Source organism: Candidatus Pantoea persica (assembly GCF_013753875.1).
In the GTDB taxonomy this organism is placed as follows: Bacteria; Pseudomonadota; Gammaproteobacteria; order Enterobacterales; family Enterobacteriaceae; genus Pantoea; species Pantoea persica.
This window is the reverse complement of sequence record NZ_SMDS01000016.1, coordinates 74,596-91,911: the sequence shown is the minus strand read 5'-3', so window position 1 is coordinate 91,911 and position 17,316 is coordinate 74,596. Positions and strand designations below refer to the sequence as shown.

The window sequence follows — 17,316 nt, the reverse complement described above, 5'->3', positions numbered from 1 at the left end:
CCGAGCCGCTGCATATCGCGGTCTGGGGGTATTCCTACCGCCGTCGCCGCCTTTCTTATTTACTCGGCGCGGCTGGTGCGGCTGGATCACGAGCTGCAGGCGCTAAATCAAGACGCGCTGAAAGCGAAAGGAGGCCGCTGATGTTTCAACAACAGTATCTGATGTGGCTGGTGGTGGCTGTGCTCTCGTGGCGCGACAGCCATAACCCGCGTCGGCTGACCACCGGCCTGTTCTGGGCGCTCTACGGCCTGATTTTCCTCGTCGGCGACTGGACCACGTCGCTGATGACGGCGCTTACCGGCACGCCGGAACTGGGCGCACGCTATCTGCATATCATTATCGGCGTGCTGGTGGTGGCGATGGCGCTGATCGCCGGGTTCGGCGGCGTGCGTCTGGGGCGCCACCATCAGCGTAGTGACGAGGAGAAGCAGACCAGCGCCCGCCGTCTCGGCAACCGACTGCTTCTGCCCGCGCTGGCGATCCCGGTGGTGACAGTGATTGGCGTGCTGGCCTTTAACCATATTCCCGGCCTGCAGGAGGCGGTGTTTGGCGCAGGTAACCATGCGACGTTGGTTACGCTGTTCTCTATGACGCTCGGTTGCCTGCTGTGCTGGTTGATCGCCCTGAAGCTCACCCACGAAAAGCCGGTGCAGTCGATGCAGGACGCGCCTTCTGCTGGACGCCATCGGCTGGGCCTTTATTACTGCCGCAGATCCTCGCCCCCTTCGGCCTGCTGTTCACCAGCGCCATTTCGCACCTTACCGAGAACTACCTCGCTGTCGATAACCGCTTTGTTACCGTCGCGGTCTACGCCATCGGTATAGCGCTGTTGACCATGGTGATGGGCAACGTCTTTGCCGCGTTTCCGATTATTACGGCGGGCGTCGGCATCCCGATTCTGGTACTGCAGCACCATGGCGATCCGGCGGTGATGGCAGCGATCGGCATGTTCTCCGGCTACTGCGGCACGCTAATGACGCCGATGGCGACCAACTTCAACATTGTGCCCGCCGCGCTGCTGGAGCTGCCGGACCGCAACGCAGTGAGCAAGGCGCAGGTGCCAACCGGTGTGCTACTGTTAATCGTTAACGTATTTTTGCTCTATTTTCTGATGTTCCGGTGAGGTTGGTATGAAAACGGTTCTGGTTAAGGCGTTCGAACCTTTCGGCGGCGAAGCCCTTAATCCCTCGTGGGAAGCGGTTTGCGCGCTCGACGGCAACGCGATCGGCGGCGCGCCAGCTGCCGGTAGTCTTCAGCGACGTGCTGGGCGTGCTCAATGCCGCAATGGACGAGGTGCAGCCCGATTTAATTCTCTCGGTAGGGCAGGCGGGCGCAGCGACATCAACGAGGAGCGTATCGGCATCAACGTTGATGACGCGCGTATCCCGGATAACGCCAGCCAGCAGCCGGTGGATGAGCCGATCGTGCCTGACGGCCCGGCGGGCTATTTCTCCACGCTGCCGATCAAGGCGATTGTCGCGGTGGTGCGCGAGGCGGGGAGCCCCGCCTCGGTGTCGCAAACCGCAGACACCTTTACCTTCAACCGCGTGATGTACGGTCGGCTGCACCGGCTACATACACAAGGCAACCGCGTGCGCGGCGGCTTTGTGCATATTCCCTACCTGCCGGCGTAGGCGGCGCAGCCCCCCGGTGCGCCCAGCATGTCGCAGGCGCATGTGATGCAGGCGCTGGAGATTGCCATTCGAGTCTCGCTGGAGACGGAAACGGATTTGAAAGTCGCGGGCGGCGCGACGCACTGAGAGGGCAGGCATGCCAGAAGGACCGGAGATCCGCCGCGCGGCGGATCAGCTTGAAGAGGCCATTGTCGGCAAACCGTTGACAGACGTCTGGTTTGCCTTTCCTGAACTGAAAACCTACGAGCCGGCGCTGCTGGGCGAGCAGGTGATCGCCATCGAAACGCGCGGCAAAGCGCTGCTGACGCACTTCTCCAACGGCCTGACGCTCTACAGCCACAATCAGCTGTACGGCGTCTGGCGCGTGGTGGCGAGCGGCACGGTGCCGGAAAGCAAACGGCAGCTGCGCGTGCGGCTGGCAGTCGCCGATCGCGCCATTCTGCTCTACAGCGCCTCGGATATTGAGCTGCTTAACGCCGAGTCGCTGGCAACGCATCCGTTTCTGAACCGCGTCGGGCCCGACGTGCTCGATCCGCAGCTTGACGTAGCGACGGTGCGCGAGCGGCTGCTGTCGCCGCGCTTTCGCCGACGCCAGTTCAGCGGGCTGCTGCTCGATCAGGCGTTTCTAGCGGGACTGGGCAACTACCTGCGCGTGGAGATCCTCTGGCAGGCGGGCCTGCTGGCTCAGCATCGTGCGCAGGATTTAACCGATGCGCGGCTGGATCGGCTCAGCGAGGCACTGCTGGCGATACCGCGCCATTCTTACCGCATGCGTGGCACCATGAAGAAGTATCTCCATGAGGCTGCGTTTCGTTTCGAGGTGTTTCATCGTCAGGGCAAGAAGTGCCGTCGCTGCGGGGAGATTATTCAGAAGGGAACACTGTCGTCGCGGCCGTTTTACTGGTGTCCCGGCTGCCAGCATTAAAACAAAGTAGCGCATGATTTTTTAATAAAAGACGGCGCAAAAGCCTGAGGAGCGGGTAGCCGGACCCGAAGAGCAAAGCGTCGCGCGCTAGGTACAAAAACGCCGGGAGCGTTTTTGCACAACGCAGCGCGTTGGCCCGGTAACGGGCGCACCTCAGGGATGAGGTGCGTATCTGCGCGCGCCAAGCGAGCAGGGATGCGAAAGCGACTTTGCGATCAGGTCCGGTTACCCGCGACCGGCACTGAACCTGCAGGCAATTAAGATCCGGTTACCCGCAACCAGCACTGAACCTACAGGCAATCAAATCTCGTTATCTACAAAAAAACAAAAAGCGGAGATTTCTCTCCGCTTTTTTATCGACTTTACCCTGCGTTATTTCTTCAGCGCAGAGGTAAACGCGCGTTCGGTATAACCGGTATACAGCTGACGCGGACGCGCAATTTTCATCCCTTCGTCGTGCATCTCTTTCCAGTGCGCGATCCAGCCAACAGTACGCGCCATGGCGAAAATCACAGTGAACATCGAGGACGGAATGCCCATCGCTTTCAGAATAATGCCAGAGTAGAAATCGACGTTCGGATAGAGTTTGCGCTCGATAAAGTAGGGGTCGTTCAGCGCGATATGCTCCAGCTCCATCGCCACTTCCAGCAGGTCATCCTTCATGCCCAGCTCGTTCAGCACTTCATGGCAGGTTTCGCGCATCACGGTGGCGCGCGGATCGTAGTTTTTGTAGACGCGATGGCCGAAGCCCATTAGGCGGAAAGAGTCATTCTTGTCTTTCGCGCGACGCACAAATTCCGGAATATGCTCAACGGTGCTGATCTCTTCTAGCATACGCAGGGTCGCTTCGTTCGCGCCGCCGTGCGCCGGTCCCCACAGCGAGGCAATGCCCGCGGCGATACAGGCGAATGGGTTGGCGCCAGAGGAACCAGCGGTACGCACGGTGGACGTCGAGGCGTTCTGTTCGTGATCGGCGTGCAGGATCAGGATGCGGTCCATGGCGCGCTCCAGCACCGGATTCACCACATATTCTTCACACGGCGTGGCGAACATCATATACAGGAAATTGCCGGCGTAGGAGAGGTCGTTACGCGGATAAACAAACGGCTGGCCAATAGAGTACTTGTAGCACATCGCCGCCATGGTCGGCATTTTCGACAGCAGACGGAACGCGGCGATTTCGCGGTGGCGCTCGTTATTGACGTCCAGCGAGTCATGGTAAAACGCCGCCAGCGCACCGGTCACGCCGCACATTACCGCCATCGGGTGAGAGTCGCGACGGAAGCCGTGGAACAGACGGGTAATCTGCTCGTGGATCATGGTGTGGCGCGTAACAGTTTCACGGAATTCTTCATACTGCTGCTGCGTCGGCGCTTCGCCGTTCAGCAGAATGTAGCACACTTCCAGATAGTTGGAGTGCGTCGCTAACTGATCAATAGGGAAACCGCGGTGCAGCAGGATGCCTTCATCGCCGTCGATAAAGGTAATCTGGGATTCGCAGGATGCGGTAGAAGTGAAGCCCGGATCGAAGGTGAACAGGCCTTTAGAACCCAGCGCGCGCACGTCAACCACATCCTGGCCCAGCGTGCCCTTCAGCACATCCAGCTCAACAGGTGTGTCATCTTGTTGTAGGGTTAGCATCACTTTTTTATCTGTCATTTTCGTCTCCGTAGCGCCTTTGTAAGTTAAGGATCTTAGACACCTGAAACGCGGTCATGTTGCGGTCGCCATTAACTTCATAATAACACTCTGCGTTAACAAATCGGGGGCAGGGCACAGAGTGAGAGGCTCGTTCCGGGGGGAACGAGGCCGTCATGAAAATCTCTATATCGCGGTTGTTAAAGATCCGGTCTGGCATAACTTCCTGGTAATCAACAACCTGATGCCTTAGGGTGCTCACACTCAGAATGTTAAATAACTTGTGCTTAGGGGAAAGTTTATCCCCATAACTTTTATGCATCACAGGGGGTTGATGCCTTAGTTTGTAACTGAATTGTTGAACTATTGTCAAATCAGATAATTAAATTTGTATTAAATGTGAAATTCGTGAGTGTGATCACTGTTTAACGCATTGTAGGGGAATTGTAATAAGAATGTGATCGTCTTATACTACCGCTAGGTCTCCGGAAACGAAACCCCCTGACACTAGGAGCCACCCAGCGTTTCTACCGCGTCAATTAACACTGGATGTTGCTGATTGGTGACGGTTAAAGTCTAGAACACACCTGTGATTCGACTCCGCCTCAGGGACCGGAGGAAGCAAAATAAAAAAGAGCTGTGTGGTCATAAACCGTGAAAAAACAAAGACCTGTCTACTTGGATCTCTCGACGATCCGGTTTCCCGTTACTGCAATATCGTCCATTCTCCACCGCATCTCCGGCGTCATTACTTTTGTGGTTCTTGGCATTCTGCTCTGGTTGTTGGGCATTTCTCTCTCTTCCCCGGAAGGTTTCCAGCACGCCGCCGCCATTATGGACAGCTTCTTTGTGAAGTTTATCGTGTGGGGCATTCTCACCGCGCTGATATTCCATACGGTGGGCGGGATTCGTCATATGTTGATGGATTTTGGTTACCTCGCTGAAACGCTGGCCATCGGCCGCCGCTCTGCCTGGGTCACCTTTGGCATTACTATCGTGCTTTCAATCTTGGCTGGAGTTCTCGTATGGTAAGCAATGCATCTGCGTTGGGCCGTAGCGGCATTCAGGACTGGCTGCTGCTACGCGCTTCGGCAATCCTCATCACGCTCTACATCCTCTACCTGGTCGGCTTTCTCGTGCTGACTGACACCCTGACCTATGACGTCTGGCGCGCCTTCTTCGCCTCGGCGTTCACCAAAGTGTTTACGCTGCTGACGCTGTTCTCGATTCTGGTGCATGGCTGGATCGGCATGTGGCAGGTACTGACCGACTACGTCAAACATCTGGCGGTTCGTCTGCTGTTGCAGATGGCGATCGTGGTCGCGCTGTTAACGTATGCAATTTATGGAACTGTAGTTGTGTGGGGTGTGTAAATGAATTTGCCAGTCAGAGAATTTGATGCCGTGGTGATCGGCGCAGGCGGCGCAGGTATGCGCGCCGCACTGCAAATCTCCCAGTCGGGCCAGACCTGCGCCCTGTTATCAAAAGTTTTCCCGACCCGTTCCCACACTGTGTCTGCGCAGGGCGGCATTACCGTCGCGCTCGGCAACACACATGAAGACAACTGGGAATGGCACATGTACGACACCGTCAAAGGCTCCGACTATATCGGTGACCAGGACGCGATCGAATATATGTGTAAAACCGGCCCGGAAGCGATTCTGGAGCTGGAGCATATGGGCCTGCCGTTCTCCCGTCTGGAAGATGGCCGCGTCTATCAGCGTCCGTTCGGCGGCCAGTCGAAAAACTTCGGCGGCGAGCAGGCGGCGCGCACCGCGGCGGCGGCGGACCGTACCGGCCACGCACTGCTGCATACGCTCTATCAGCAGAACCTGAAGAACAAAACCACGATTTTCTCTGAGTGGTACGCGCTCGACCTAGTGAAAAACCAGGATGGCGCTATCGTCGGCTGCACTGCCATCTCTATTGAAACCGGCGAAACCGTCTACTTCAAAGCGAAAGCCACCATTCTCGCCACCGGCGGCGCGGGCCGCATCTACCAGTCGACCACCAATGCGCACATCAATACCGGCGACGGTGTCGGCATGGCGCTGCGCGCGGGCGTGCCATTGCAGGACATGGAGATGTGGCAGTTTCACCCGACCGGCATCGCCGGCGCGGGCGTGCTTGTGACCGAAGGCTGCCGCGGCGAAGGCGGCTACCTGCTGAACAAGCACGGCGAGCGCTTTATGGAGCGTTACGCGCCGAACGCCAGAGACCTGGCGGGACGCGACGTAGTGGCGCGCTCGATGATGATCGAAATCCGCGAAGGCCGCGGCTGCGACGGCCCGTGGGGCCCGCACATCAAACTCAAGCTCGACCATCTGGGCGTAGAAGTGCTGGAGTCTCGCCTGCCGGGCATCCTTGAACTGTCGCGCACCTTCGCCCACGCCGATCCGATGAAAGAGCCGATTCCGGTTATCCCGACCTGCCACTATATGATGGGCGGCATTCCGACCCGTGTCACCGGCCAGGCGCTGCGCATCAACGCGCAGGGCGAAGATGAGGTGATCCCAGGGCTGTTCGCCGTCGGCGAAATCGCCTGCGTGTCGGTGCACGGCGCCAACCGCCTCGGCGGCAACTCGCTGCTGGACCTGGTGGTGTTCGGCCGTGCGGCCGGCGTACACCTGATGGAGTGCATCGAACAGCAGGGGCCGCTGCGCGATGCCACCCTGGAAGAGATCGACGCCGCCATCGCGCGTTTCAACCGCTGGGAAAACAACACCACCGGCGAAGACCCGGTAGAAATCCGCAAAGCGCTGCAGCGCTGCATGCAGAACAACTTCTCGGTATTCCGTGAAGGCGATGGAATGAAGCAAGGTCTGGAAGAGCTGAAACAGATTCGCGAGCGTCTGAAGTCAGCCCGTCTCGCTGACCGTTCGCCGGATTTCAATACCCAGCGTATTGAGTGCCTGGAGCTGGATAACCTGATGGAAACCGCTTACGCCACGGCGGTCGCGGCTAACTTCCGCACCGAAAGCCGCGGCGCGCACAGTCGCTTCGACTATCCGGATCGCGATGATGAAAACTGGTTGTGCCACAGTCTCTACGTCCCTGAAACCGAGCGCATGACGCGCCGCGAGGTGAACATGCAGCCGAAACTGCGCGCGGCCTTCCCGCCGAAAGTGCGTACCTACTAATTTCAGGAGACGATCATGAGACTCGAGTTTTCTATTTATCGCTACAATCCTGAGGTGGACGCCGCGCCGCGCATGCAGGATTACACGCTGGAATCGGAGGACGGGTGCGACATGATGTTGCTGGATGCGCTCATCCACCTGAAAGAGAAAGATCCGACGCTGGCGTTCCGTCGCTCCTGCCGCGAAGGCGTGTGCGGCTCCGACGGCCTCAATATGAACAGGCAGAACGGTCTGGCGTGCATCACGCCGGTCTCCGCGCTGGGCAACGGCACGAAGAAGATCGTGATCCGTCCGCTGCCAGGCCTGCCGGTGATCCGCGACCTGGTCGTGGATATGCGGCAATTCTATGCGCAGTATGAGAGGATTAAGCCTTACCTGTTGAATAACGGGGAGAATCCGCCGGCACGCGAGCACCTGCAGACGCCTGCCGAGCGTGAGCATCTGGACGGACTCTACGAGTGCATCCTCTGCGCCTGCTGCTCCACCGCCTGTCCGTCTTTCTGGTGGAACCCGGACAAGTTCGTAGGTCCGGCCGGCCTGCTGGCCGCGTATCGCTTCCTGATCGACAGCCGCGACACCGAAACCGAAGCGCGTCTGGACAACCTGAGCGACGCTTTCAGCGTTTTCCGCTGTCACAGTATCATGAACTGTGTGAGCGTATGTCCGAAAGGGCTTAACCCGACGCGCGCCATCGGCCATATCAAGTCGATGCTGCTGCAGCGGAACGCGTAATACCTTATCTGTCCGGGAACCTCAGGTTCCCGGCGTTTTACGGAAGCCTTGCTAAGCGCAGCAGCGTCACGCTTAGCAAGGTTCCCTTACGGGCAGGGCGCCAGTGAGCGCACAGTGCTCGTATCGTTGAACTCATTACGGCAAACCGCGAAAGCGGCAACAAATGAAACCTCAAAAAAGCATAGTAATGCTTAAGGGATCACAATGCAGAACAGCGCGATGAAGCCCTGGCTGGACTCCTCTTGGCTGGCCGGCGCGAACCAGTCTTACATAGAGCAACTCTATGAGGATTTCCTGACCGATCCGGACTCTGTCGATGCAGTGTGGCGTACGATGTTCCAACAGCTGCCGGGCACCGGCGTGAAACCGGAACAGTTTCACTCCACCACGCGCGAATACTTTCGTCGCCTGGCGAAAGATGCATCACGTTATACCTCCACCGTTTCCGATCCGGCTGCTAATTCTAAGCAGGTCAAAGTCCTGCAGCTGATTAACGCCTTCCGCTTCCGCGGCCACCAGCACGCTAATCTCGACCCGCTCGGCCTGTGGAAGCAGGACCGCGTCGCCGATCTCGACCCGGCCTTCCACGATCTCACCGACGACGATTTTCAGGAAAGCTTTAACGTAGGCTCTTTCGCCATCGGCAAAGAGACGATGAAGCTGGCCGACCTCTTCGACGCGCTGCAGCAGACCTACTGCGGCTCTATCGGTGCGGAGTATATGCACATCAACAACACCGAAGAGAAGCGCTGGATCCAGCAGCGTCTGGAATCGGTGGCGGGTCGCGCCGCGTTCAGCAGCGAAGAGAAAAAAGGTTTCCTGAAAGAGCTGACGGCGGCAGAAGGGCTGGAGAAATATCTCGGCGCGAAATTTCCCGGCGCCAAACGCTTTTCGCTGGAAGGCGGCGACGCGCTGATCCCGATGCTGCGCGAAATGATCCGCCACGCCGGCAAGAGCGGCACGCGCGAAGTGGTGCTGGGTATGGCGCACCGCGGTCGTCTGAACGTGCTAATCAACGTGCTAGGCAAAAAGCCGCAGGAGCTGTTCGACGAGTTCGCCGGCAAGCATAAAGATCACCTCGGCACCGGCGACGTGAAATACCATATGGGCTTCTCCTCCGACGTGGAGACCGAAGGCGGCTTGGTGCACCTGGCGCTGGCGTTCAACCCGTCGCACCTGGAGATCGTCAGTCCGGTTGTTATGGGCTCGGTGCGCGCCCGTCTCGATCGCCTCGATTCTCCGGGCAGCAATCAGGTGCTGCCGATCACCATCCACGGCGACGCCGCGGTGATCGGGCAGGGCGTGGTGCAGGAAACCCTTAACATGTCGCAGGCGCGCGGCTACGAAGTGGGCGGCACCGTACGCATCGTAATTAACAATCAGGTGGGCTTCACTACCTCCAACCCGCGTGACGCGCGTTCGACGCCTTACTGCACCGACATCGGCAAGATGGTGCTGGCGCCGATCTTCCATGTCAACGCGGACGACCCGGAGGCGGTGGCGTTTGTCACCCGTCTGGCGCTCGACTATCGCAACACCTTCAAGCGCGACGTCTTTATCGACCTTGTATGCTATCGCCGTCATGGCCACAACGAAGCGGATGAGCCGAGCGCAACCCAGCCGCTGATGTACCAGAAAATCAAAAAGCACCCGACGCCGCGTAAGCTCTATGCCGATCGTTTGGCAGCGGAAGGCTCCGCCAGCTCTGAAGACGCCACCGAAATGGTTAACCTCTATCGCGACGCGCTGGACGCGGGCGAATGCGTGGTGCCGGAGTGGCGTCCGATGAGTCTGCACTCCTTTACTTGGTCGCCTTATCTCAACCACGAATGGGATGAGAGCTACCCGGCGACGGTGGATGCGAAACGTCTACAGGAGCTGGCGCGCCGTATCAGCCAGATCCCGGAAGCGGTAGAAGTACAGGCGCGCGTAGCGAAAATCTACAACGACCGCAAAGAGATGGCCGAAGGCAACAAGGCGTTCGACTGGGGCGGCGCGGAGAACCTGGCCTACGCCATGCTGGTGGATGAGGGCATTCCGGTGCGTCTCTCCGGCGAAGACTCCGGCCGCGGCACCTTCTTCCATCGCCATGCGGTGATCCATAACCAGGCCAACGGCTCGATCTACACGCCGCTGCACCATATCCATAACGGCCAGGGGCAGTTCAAGGTGTGGGATTCGGTGCTGTCGGAAGAGGCGGTGCTGGCATTCGAATATGGCTACGCCACCGCGGAGCCGCGCACCCTGACCATCTGGGAAGCGCAGTTCGGCGACTTCGCCAACGGCGCGCAGGTGGTGATCGACCAGTTCATCAGCTCCGGCGAGCAGAAGTGGGGCCGCATGTGCGGTCTAGTGATGCTGCTGCCGCACGGCTACGAAGGCCAGGGCCCGGAGCACTCCTCGGCGCGCCTGGAGCGGTATCTGCAGCTCTGCGCCGAGCAGAACATGCAGGTGTGCGTGCCCTCCACGCCAGCGCAGGTTTACCACATGCTGCGTCGCCAGGCGCTGCGCGGCATGCGCCGTCCGCTGATCGTGATGTCACCGAAATCGCTGCTGCGTCATCCGCTGGCAGTCTCCTCGCTGGACGAGCTGGCCAACGGCAGCTTCCAGCCGGCGATTGGCGAAATCGACGCGCTCGATCCGCAGCAGGTAAGACGCGTAGTGCTCTGTTCCGGCAAGGTCTACTACGATCTACTCGAACAGCGCCGCAAAAACGAGCAGACCGATGTCGCCATCGTGCGTATCGAGCAGCTCTATCCCTTCCCGCACAAAGCGGTGCAGGAAGCGTTAAAAGATTATGCCCATGTGCAGGATTTCTTCTGGTGTCAGGAAGAGCCGCTGAATCAGGGCGCATGGTATTGTAGCCAGCATCATTTCCGCGAAGTGGTTCCGTTTGGCGCTTCGCTTCGCTATGCGGGCCGTCCGGCCTCCGCTTCGCCAGCCGTGGGCTATATGTCCGTACATCAACAACAGCAGCAAGACCTGGTTAATGACGCGCTGAACCTTGGTTAATTTAAAAGGAAAGATAATGAGTAGCGTAGATATTCTCGTTCCCGACCTGCCTGAATCCGTTGCCGATGCCACCGTGGCAACCTGGCACAAAAAACTAGGCGATGCGGTAAGCCGCGACGAAGTGCTGGTAGAGATCGAAACCGACAAAGTGGTACTGGAAGTGCCAGCCTTGGCTGACGGCGTGCTGGAAGCGGTGCTGGAAGACGAAGGCGCAACCGTGACCTCGCGCCAGATTCTGGGCCGCCTGAAAGAGCGCAACAGCGCCGGTAAAGAGACTAGCGCCAAAGCAGACACCAACGAGTCGACTCCGGCGCAGCGCCAGACCGCGTCGCTGGAAGAAGAGAGCAACGATGCGCTGAGCCCGGCGATCCGTCGCCTGATCGCTGAGCACGATCTGGACGCGTCGCAGATCAAAGGCAGCGGCGTCGGCGGCCGCATCACGCGCGAAGATGTGGAAAAACATCTGGCGAACAAACCTGCCGCGGCCAAAGCCGCGTCGGCCGCCGCGGAATCGGCGCCGCAGCAGGCGGTTGCCAACCGCAGCGAGAAGCGCGTGCCGATGACCCGTCTGCGCAAACGCGTGGCGGATCGTCTGCTGGAAGCGAAGAACAGCACCGCGATGCTGACCACCTTCAACGAAGTGAACATGAAGCCGGTCATGGATCTGCGCAAGCAGTACGGCGACGCCTTCGAGAAGCGTCACGGCGTGCGTCTGGGCTTTATGTCCTTCTACATCAAGGCGGTGGTGGAAGCGCTGAAGCGTTTCCCGGAAGTGAACGCCTCGATCGACGGCGAAGATGTGGTTTACCACAACTACTTTGACGTCAGCATCGCCGTTTCCACGCCGCGCGGCCTGGTGACGCCGGTGCTGAAAGATGTCGACGCGCTGAGCATGGCGGACATCGAGAAAAAAATTAAAGAGCTGTCGGTGAAAGGCCGCGACGGCAAGCTGACGGTTGATGAGCTGACCGGCGGCAACTTCACCATCACCAATGGCGGCGTCTTCGGCTCGCTGATGTCTACCCCGATCATCAACCCGCCGCAGAGCGCCATTCTGGGCATGCACGCCATTAAGGATCGCCCGATGGCGGTCAATGGTCAGGTCGTGGTGCTGCCAATGATGTATCTGGCGCTCTCCTACGACCACCGCCTGATCGACGGCCGCGAATCGGTCGGCTATCTGGTAGCGGTCAAAGAGATGCTGGAAGATCCGGCGCGTCTGCTGCTGGATGTCTGATTTTCGCCGGTCGCGCCGCGCTAAGGCGCGCCCAACATTTTTACTCTTTCAGACCTGAATGGATAGAACATCATGAACTTACACGAATACCAGGCGAAACAGCTGTTTGCACGGTATGGTATGCCGGCACCAACGGGTTACGTCTGTACTACGCCACGCGAAGCGGAAGAAGCGGCCTCTAAATTTGGTTCTGGCCCGTGGGTAGTAAAATGTCAGGTTCATGCCGGCGGACGCGGTAAAGCGGGCGGTGTGAAAGTGGTTAACAGCAAAGAAGATATCCGCGCTTTCGCTGAGCACTGGCTGGGCAAACGCATGGTGACCTATCAAACAGACGCCGAAGGCCAGCCGGTCAATCAGATCCTGGTGGAAGCGGCGACCGATATCGATCAGGAACTCTATCTGGGCTCGGTTGTTGACCGTGCGACCCGTCGCGTGGTCTTTATGGCCTCGACCGAAGGCGGCGTAGAGATTGAGAAAGTAGCGAAAGAGACCCCGTACCTGATCCACAAAATAGCGCTCGATCCGCTGGCCGGTCCGCAGCCTTATCAGGGCCGCGAGTTGGCGTTCAAACTGGGCCTGACCGGCAAGCAGGTCAGCCAGTTCACCAAAATTTTTATGGGCCTCGCGACCATGTTCTTCGAGCGCGATCTGGTGCTGGTCGAGATCAACCCGCTGGTGATCACTAAGCAGGGCGATCTGGTCTGCCTCGACGGCAAACTGGGCGTAGACAGCAACGCGCTGTTCCGTCAGCCGGAGCTGCGCGAAATGCGCGATCCGAGCCAGGAAGATCCGCGCGAAGCGCACGCAACGCAGTGGGAACTGAACTACGTGGCGCTGGAAGGCAACATCGGCTGTATGGTGAACGGCGCAGGTCTGGCGATGGGCACCATGGATATAGTGAAGCACCACGGCGGCCAGCCGGCTAACTTCCTCGACGTGGGCGGCGGTACGACCAAAGAGCGCGTAACCGAAGCCTTTAAAATCATCCTCTCCGACGACGCGGTTAAAGCGGTATTCGTCAACATCTTCGGCGGCATCGTGCGCTGCGACCTGATCGCAGACGGCATCATCGGCGCCGTGGCCGAAGTAGGCGTCAACGTGCCAGTTGTGGTGCGTCTGGAAGGAAACAACGCCGAGCTGGGCGCGCAGAAACTGGCGGACAGCGGACTGAATATCATTGTAGCAACCAGCCTGACCGACGCCGCACAGCGCGTGGTTGCGGCTGCGGAGGGGAAATAATGTCAATTTTGATCGACAAGAACACCAAAGTGATTTGCCAGGGCTTTACTGGCGGTCAGAGCACCTTCCACTCTGAGCAGGCGCTGGCGTACGGCACCCAGCTGGTCGGCGGCGTAACGCCGGGCAAAGGCGGCACCACGCACCTGGGCCTGCCGGTGTTCAACACTGTGCGCGAAGCGGTAGAAGCGACTGGCGCCACCGCCACCGTGATCTACGTTCCGGCGCCGTTCTGTAAAGACGGCATACTGGAAGCGATCGACGCGGGCATCAAGCTGATCATCACCATTACCGAAGGCATCCCGACGCTGGATATGCTGACGCTGAAAATGAAGCTGGACGAAGCGGGCGTGCGCATGATCGGGCCGAACTGTCCGGGCGTTATCACCCCAGGCGAATGCAAAATCGGCATCATGCCGGGCTACATTCATCAGCCTGGCCGCGTCGGCATCGTTTCGCGCTCCGGCACCCTGACCTATGAAGCGGTGAAGCAGACCACGGATATCGGCTACGGCCAGTCTACCTGCGTCGGCATCGGCGGCGACCCGATCCCGGGCTCTAACTTCATCGACATCCTAAAAATGTTCCAGGATGACCCGCAGACCGAAGCGATCGTTATGATCGGCGAGATCGGCGGCAGCGCAGAAGAAGAGGCGGCGGCATTCATTAAAGAGCACGTCACCAAGCCGGTTGTCGGCTATATCGCCGGCGTAACCGCGCCGAAAGGCAAGCGTATGGGCCACGCAGGCGCCGTTATTGCCGGCGGCAAAGGTACAGCGGACGAGAAGTTTGCTGCGCTGGAAGCTGCAGGCGTGAAAACTGTGCGCAGCCTGGCAGACATCGGCGACGCCATAAAAGCGGTGCTGCCGGCGAAGTAAGTTCGCTTTATACGCAGTATCAGGCCACCTTCGGGTGGCCTTTTTTTGCCAGAACGCGGACGGCGCAGGCTCGGCAGGAGAGGGCGCGGCGATAATAAAGCGGCGAAAAAAATAACCTTATTTTTGGAAGGCGCGTTAAAAAAAGGAATTAAAGGTAATGCATTCCTTAATTAAGGAATCTGTTTATGACATCTAATTAACAAGAAACTTTAAGCTACATAAATGGAAAATTATTCCGTTAATTCAGATCAACAAAAATCCAGATTTAACAGACTTTACCGCTGGCAAAGCGTAAGCCAACCGGTTTAAATTGCTCTGCATCAATTCAGTCTTTTCCAGCAAAGTATCAAGAGATTGCGCCAGCTGTAAGTAAATCAAGGCCGGGCCTTTCTTGTGATGCTGCGCGAAAAGCGCTGAGCTAATCGTTTATCGGGGAATTTTCACCACTGTTACTCGCTCACGTCGGGCCGCGGATGGCATTGATCCGTCGGTAACAAAAACTAGAATCAATAATAAGTCGTTCCTGAATCTTATTCTGCGCATCAATGCCTGTTGTTTGACGTTGTTATTCGCGGAGCAAGTTCATGCGAGGAGAAAGGAGTCACTATGTCAGATATCGTCGAACTGTCGCGTTTACAGTTTGTCTTGACGGCGATGTACCACTTTCTGTTTGTCCCGCTGACGCTCGGTATGGCGTTTTTGCTGGCCATCATGGAAATGGTCTACGTCCTGAGCGGCAAAGCCATCTATAAAGATATGACCAAATTCTGGGGCAAACCCTTCGGCATCAACTTTGCCCTGGGCGTCGCCACCGGTCTGACCATGGAGTTCCAGTTCGGAACCAACTGGTCTCATTACTCACACTACGTTGGCGACATTTTTGGTGCGCCGCTCGCCATCGAAGGGCTGATGGCGTTCTTCCTCGAGTCCACCTTTGTCGGCCTCTTCTTCTTCGGCTGGGATCGCCTGAGCCAAACGCAGCACCTGGCGGTGACTTGGCTGGTGGCACTCGGCTCAAACCTCTCAGCGCTCTGGATCTTCTGGCCAACGGCTAGATGCAGAACCCCATTGCCTCTGAGTTCAACTATGAAACCATGCGCATGGATATGCTGAGCTTCTCCGAGCTGGTGCTCAATCCGGTTGCGCAGGTGAAATTTGTGCACACCGTGGCGGCGGGCTACACCACCGGCGCGATGCTTATTCTCGGCATCAGCACTTGGTCTCTGCTCAAGGGACGTGACGTCGCCTTCGCGAAGCGCTCCTTCGGCATGGCGGCGGTGCTCTCGGTAATCGTGCCCGACGACGAATCGGGCTACGAGATGGGCGACGTGCAGAAAACCAAGCTCGCCGCCATCGAAGCGGAGTGGGAGACCCAGCCTGCGCCGGCGGCCTTTACCCTGTTCGGCCTGATTGCCACGCGATCGATCGATACGCCGGTCACCGGCCTGAAAGATCTGATGGCGCAGCATGAGGTGCGCATCCGCAGCGGCATGAAAGCCTATACGCTGCTCAACGAGCTGCGCAGCGGCAGCGCAGATCCCACCGTGCGCGACGCCTTCAACTAGCACAAGCAGGATCTCGGCTACGGACTGCTGCTGAAGCCGCTACACCTCGACGTGACCGACGCCAGCGAGGTGCAGATCCAGCAGGCGGTGAAAGACTCCATTCCGCGCGTGGCGCCGCTCTCTATTTCGCCTTCCGCATAATAGTGCTGGCTGGCGTGCGTGCTGCTGCTGGGCATCATCACCTTTTCCTTCTGGAGCTTGATTCGCAACCGCATCGGTCAGCATCGCTGGCTGCTGAAGGCGGCGCTCTACGGCATTCCGCTGCCGTGGATTGCCGTCGAGGCGGGCTGGTTCGTCGCCGAATATGGCCGTCAGCCGTGGGCGATCTGCTATTCTCCATGCTGCTGATCTGTGGTCTCTACACGCTGTTCCTAGTGACGGAGATGTACCTGATGTTTAAATTCGCGCGCCTTGTCCCCAGCAGCCTGAAAACCGGCCGCTATCACCATGAGCAGCGCGCGGATAAGAAGAGCAACCATGTTTGATTATAAAGTTTTGCGCTTTGTCTGGTGGCTGCTGATCGGCATCCTGCTGGTGGGGTTCGCGGTGGCGGACGGCTTCAATATGGGCGTTGGCATGCTGACGCGCCTGATGGGCAGTAACGACACCGAGCGCCGCATTATGGTCGACAGCATCGCGCCTCACTGGGACGGCAACTAGGTCCGGCTCATCACCGCGGGCGGCGCGCTGTTCGCCGCCTGGCCGATGGTCTACGCCGCCGCCTTCTCTAGCTTCTATGTGGCGATGATTCTGGTGCTGGCGTCACTCTTTTTCCGCCCCGTGGGTTTTGATTATAGTTCTGAAATTGAAGATATGCGCTGGCGCGGCCTGTGGGACTGGGGCATTTTTATCGGCAGCTTCGTGCCGCCGCTGGTGATTGGTGTGGCGTTTGGCAACCTGTTACAGGGGGTGCCGTTTCACGCCGATGAATATTTACGCCTCGACTATACCGGCAACCTCTTCCAGCTGCTCAATCCGCTCGGCCTGCTGGCGGGGGTGGTCAGCGTGACGATGATCCTGACGTAGGGCGCGACCTATCTGCAGATGCGCACCAGCGGCGAGCTGCACCAGCGCGCGCGCCTTATGACCGCAGGCATCGCGCTGTTTCCCTTTATCATACCGTCAAGCCTTGAGCCCGGCATGAGCCTGACGATGTGGGATTCGACCTCGAGCCTGCGCACGCTGACGGTAATGACCTTCGCCGCCATCGTCTTTGTGCCGGTCATTCTGATCTACACCCGCTGGTGCTACTACAAGATGTACGGGCGCATCACCAAAGAGCATATTGAGCGCAACACGCACTCTCTCTACTGATTAAG

Annotated in this window: 11 protein-coding genes and 3 pseudogenes; 13 read left to right on the top strand and 1 reads right to left on the bottom strand. The window is 58.5% G+C overall.

Annotation, left to right across the window (positions count from 1 at the left end; genetic code table 11):
* Positions 1-140: 140 nt before the first annotated feature.
* From EIO60_RS05400 to nei, 3 genes and pseudogenes are all read left to right on the top strand, one after another.
* Positions 141-1,123: pseudogene (locus EIO60_RS05400) on the top strand (DUF979 domain-containing protein).
* Between the two features lie 7 nt (positions 1,124-1,130).
* Positions 1,131-1,634: a pyroglutamyl-peptidase I family protein gene (locus tag EIO60_RS05395; RefSeq protein WP_445082591.1), complete on the top strand. Its 504-nt coding sequence runs from the start codon at positions 1,131-1,133 to the stop codon at positions 1,632-1,634.
* Between the two features lie 136 nt (positions 1,635-1,770).
* On the top strand, positions 1,771-2,559 hold the full coding sequence (gene nei / locus EIO60_RS05390) for an endonuclease VIII (RefSeq protein WP_258576127.1): 789 nt from the start codon (positions 1,771-1,773) through the stop codon (positions 2,557-2,559).
* A 372-nt stretch (positions 2,560-2,931) separates the two neighbouring features.
* On the opposite strand, the gene EIO60_RS05385 is transcribed toward nei, so the two are convergent.
* Positions 2,932-4,218 (bottom strand): citrate synthase, encoded by a 1,287-nt coding sequence (locus EIO60_RS05385; RefSeq protein ID WP_258576126.1) that lies wholly within the window; start codon positions 4,216-4,218, stop codon positions 2,932-2,934.
* 633 nt (positions 4,219-4,851) lie between these two features.
* Between EIO60_RS05385 and sdhC the strand changes: the two genes are divergently transcribed.
* The 10 genes and pseudogenes from sdhC (at position 4,852) to cydB (ending at position 17,311) form a co-directional block, all read left to right on the top strand.
* Positions 4,852-5,229 carry a succinate dehydrogenase cytochrome b556 subunit gene (gene sdhC, locus EIO60_RS05380; RefSeq protein ID WP_258576125.1) on the top strand — a complete coding sequence of 126 codons (378 nt, stop codon included), beginning with the start codon at positions 4,852-4,854 and terminating at the stop codon, positions 5,227-5,229.
* A complete protein-coding gene (gene sdhD, locus EIO60_RS05375) occupies positions 5,223-5,570 on the top strand; it encodes a succinate dehydrogenase membrane anchor subunit (RefSeq protein ID WP_258576124.1) in 348 nt (115 codons plus the stop codon). The genes sdhC and sdhD overlap by 7 nt, the downstream gene beginning before the upstream one ends.
* Complete coding sequence (gene sdhA / locus EIO60_RS05370; RefSeq protein WP_258576123.1) at positions 5,571-7,337, top strand: succinate dehydrogenase flavoprotein subunit; 1,767 nt, start codon at positions 5,571-5,573, stop codon at positions 7,335-7,337.
* Between the two features lie 15 nt (positions 7,338-7,352).
* A complete protein-coding gene (locus EIO60_RS05365; protein WP_258576122.1) occupies positions 7,353-8,069 on the top strand; it encodes a succinate dehydrogenase iron-sulfur subunit in 717 nt (238 codons plus the stop codon).
* Between the two features lie 204 nt (positions 8,070-8,273).
* Positions 8,274-11,081: a 2-oxoglutarate dehydrogenase E1 component gene (gene sucA, locus EIO60_RS05360; RefSeq protein WP_258576121.1), complete on the top strand. Its 2,808-nt coding sequence runs from the start codon at positions 8,274-8,276 to the stop codon at positions 11,079-11,081.
* Positions 11,082-11,097: 16 nt separating this feature from the next.
* Positions 11,098-12,318, top strand: coding sequence for a 2-oxoglutarate dehydrogenase complex dihydrolipoyllysine-residue succinyltransferase (gene odhB, locus EIO60_RS05355; protein ID WP_258576120.1), 1,221 nt, complete (start codon positions 11,098-11,100; stop codon positions 12,316-12,318).
* Between the two features lie 72 nt (positions 12,319-12,390).
* Entirely contained in the window at positions 12,391-13,557 is a 1,167-nt protein-coding gene (gene sucC, locus EIO60_RS05350; protein WP_258576119.1) for an ADP-forming succinate--CoA ligase subunit beta, read from the top strand.
* On the top strand, positions 13,557-14,432 hold the full coding sequence (sucD, locus tag EIO60_RS05345) for a succinate--CoA ligase subunit alpha (protein WP_258576118.1): 876 nt from the start codon (positions 13,557-13,559) through the stop codon (positions 14,430-14,432). The genes sucC and sucD overlap by 1 nt, the downstream gene beginning before the upstream one ends.
* A gap of 606 nt (positions 14,433-15,038) precedes the next feature.
* A pseudogene (locus tag EIO60_RS05340) lies at positions 15,039-16,482 on the top strand (cytochrome ubiquinol oxidase subunit I).
* Positions 16,475-17,311 (top strand): annotated as a pseudogene (cydB, locus tag EIO60_RS05335) (cytochrome d ubiquinol oxidase subunit II). The pseudogenes EIO60_RS05340 and cydB overlap by 8 nt, the downstream one beginning before the upstream one ends.
* Positions 17,312-17,316 lie beyond the last annotated feature (5 nt).

Excerpts from the sequence above, each read along its gene's own strand:
- sucC (WP_258576119.1), top strand. The coding sequence starts at position 12,391 with ATGAACTTACACGAATACCAGGCGAAACAGCTGTTTGCACGGTATGGT.
- sdhD (WP_258576124.1), top strand. The coding sequence starts at position 5,223 with ATGGTAAGCAATGCATCTGCGTTGGGCCGTAGCGGCATTCAGGACTGG.
- EIO60_RS05385 (WP_258576126.1), bottom strand. The coding sequence starts at position 4,218 with ATGACAGATAAAAAAGTGATGCTAACCCTACAACAAGATGACACACCT.
- EIO60_RS05395 (WP_445082591.1), top strand. The coding sequence starts at position 1,131 with ATGAAAACGGTTCTGGTTAAGGCGTTCGAACCTTTCGGCGGCGAAGCC.
- sucD (WP_258576118.1), top strand. The coding sequence starts at position 13,557 with ATGTCAATTTTGATCGACAAGAACACCAAAGTGATTTGCCAGGGCTTT.
- nei (WP_258576127.1), top strand. The coding sequence starts at position 1,771 with ATGCCAGAAGGACCGGAGATCCGCCGCGCGGCGGATCAGCTTGAAGAG.
- sdhA (WP_258576123.1), top strand. The coding sequence starts at position 5,571 with ATGAATTTGCCAGTCAGAGAATTTGATGCCGTGGTGATCGGCGCAGGC.
- sucA (WP_258576121.1), top strand. The coding sequence starts at position 8,274 with ATGCAGAACAGCGCGATGAAGCCCTGGCTGGACTCCTCTTGGCTGGCC.
- EIO60_RS05365 (WP_258576122.1), top strand. The coding sequence starts at position 7,353 with ATGAGACTCGAGTTTTCTATTTATCGCTACAATCCTGAGGTGGACGCC.
- odhB (WP_258576120.1), top strand. The coding sequence starts at position 11,098 with ATGAGTAGCGTAGATATTCTCGTTCCCGACCTGCCTGAATCCGTTGCC.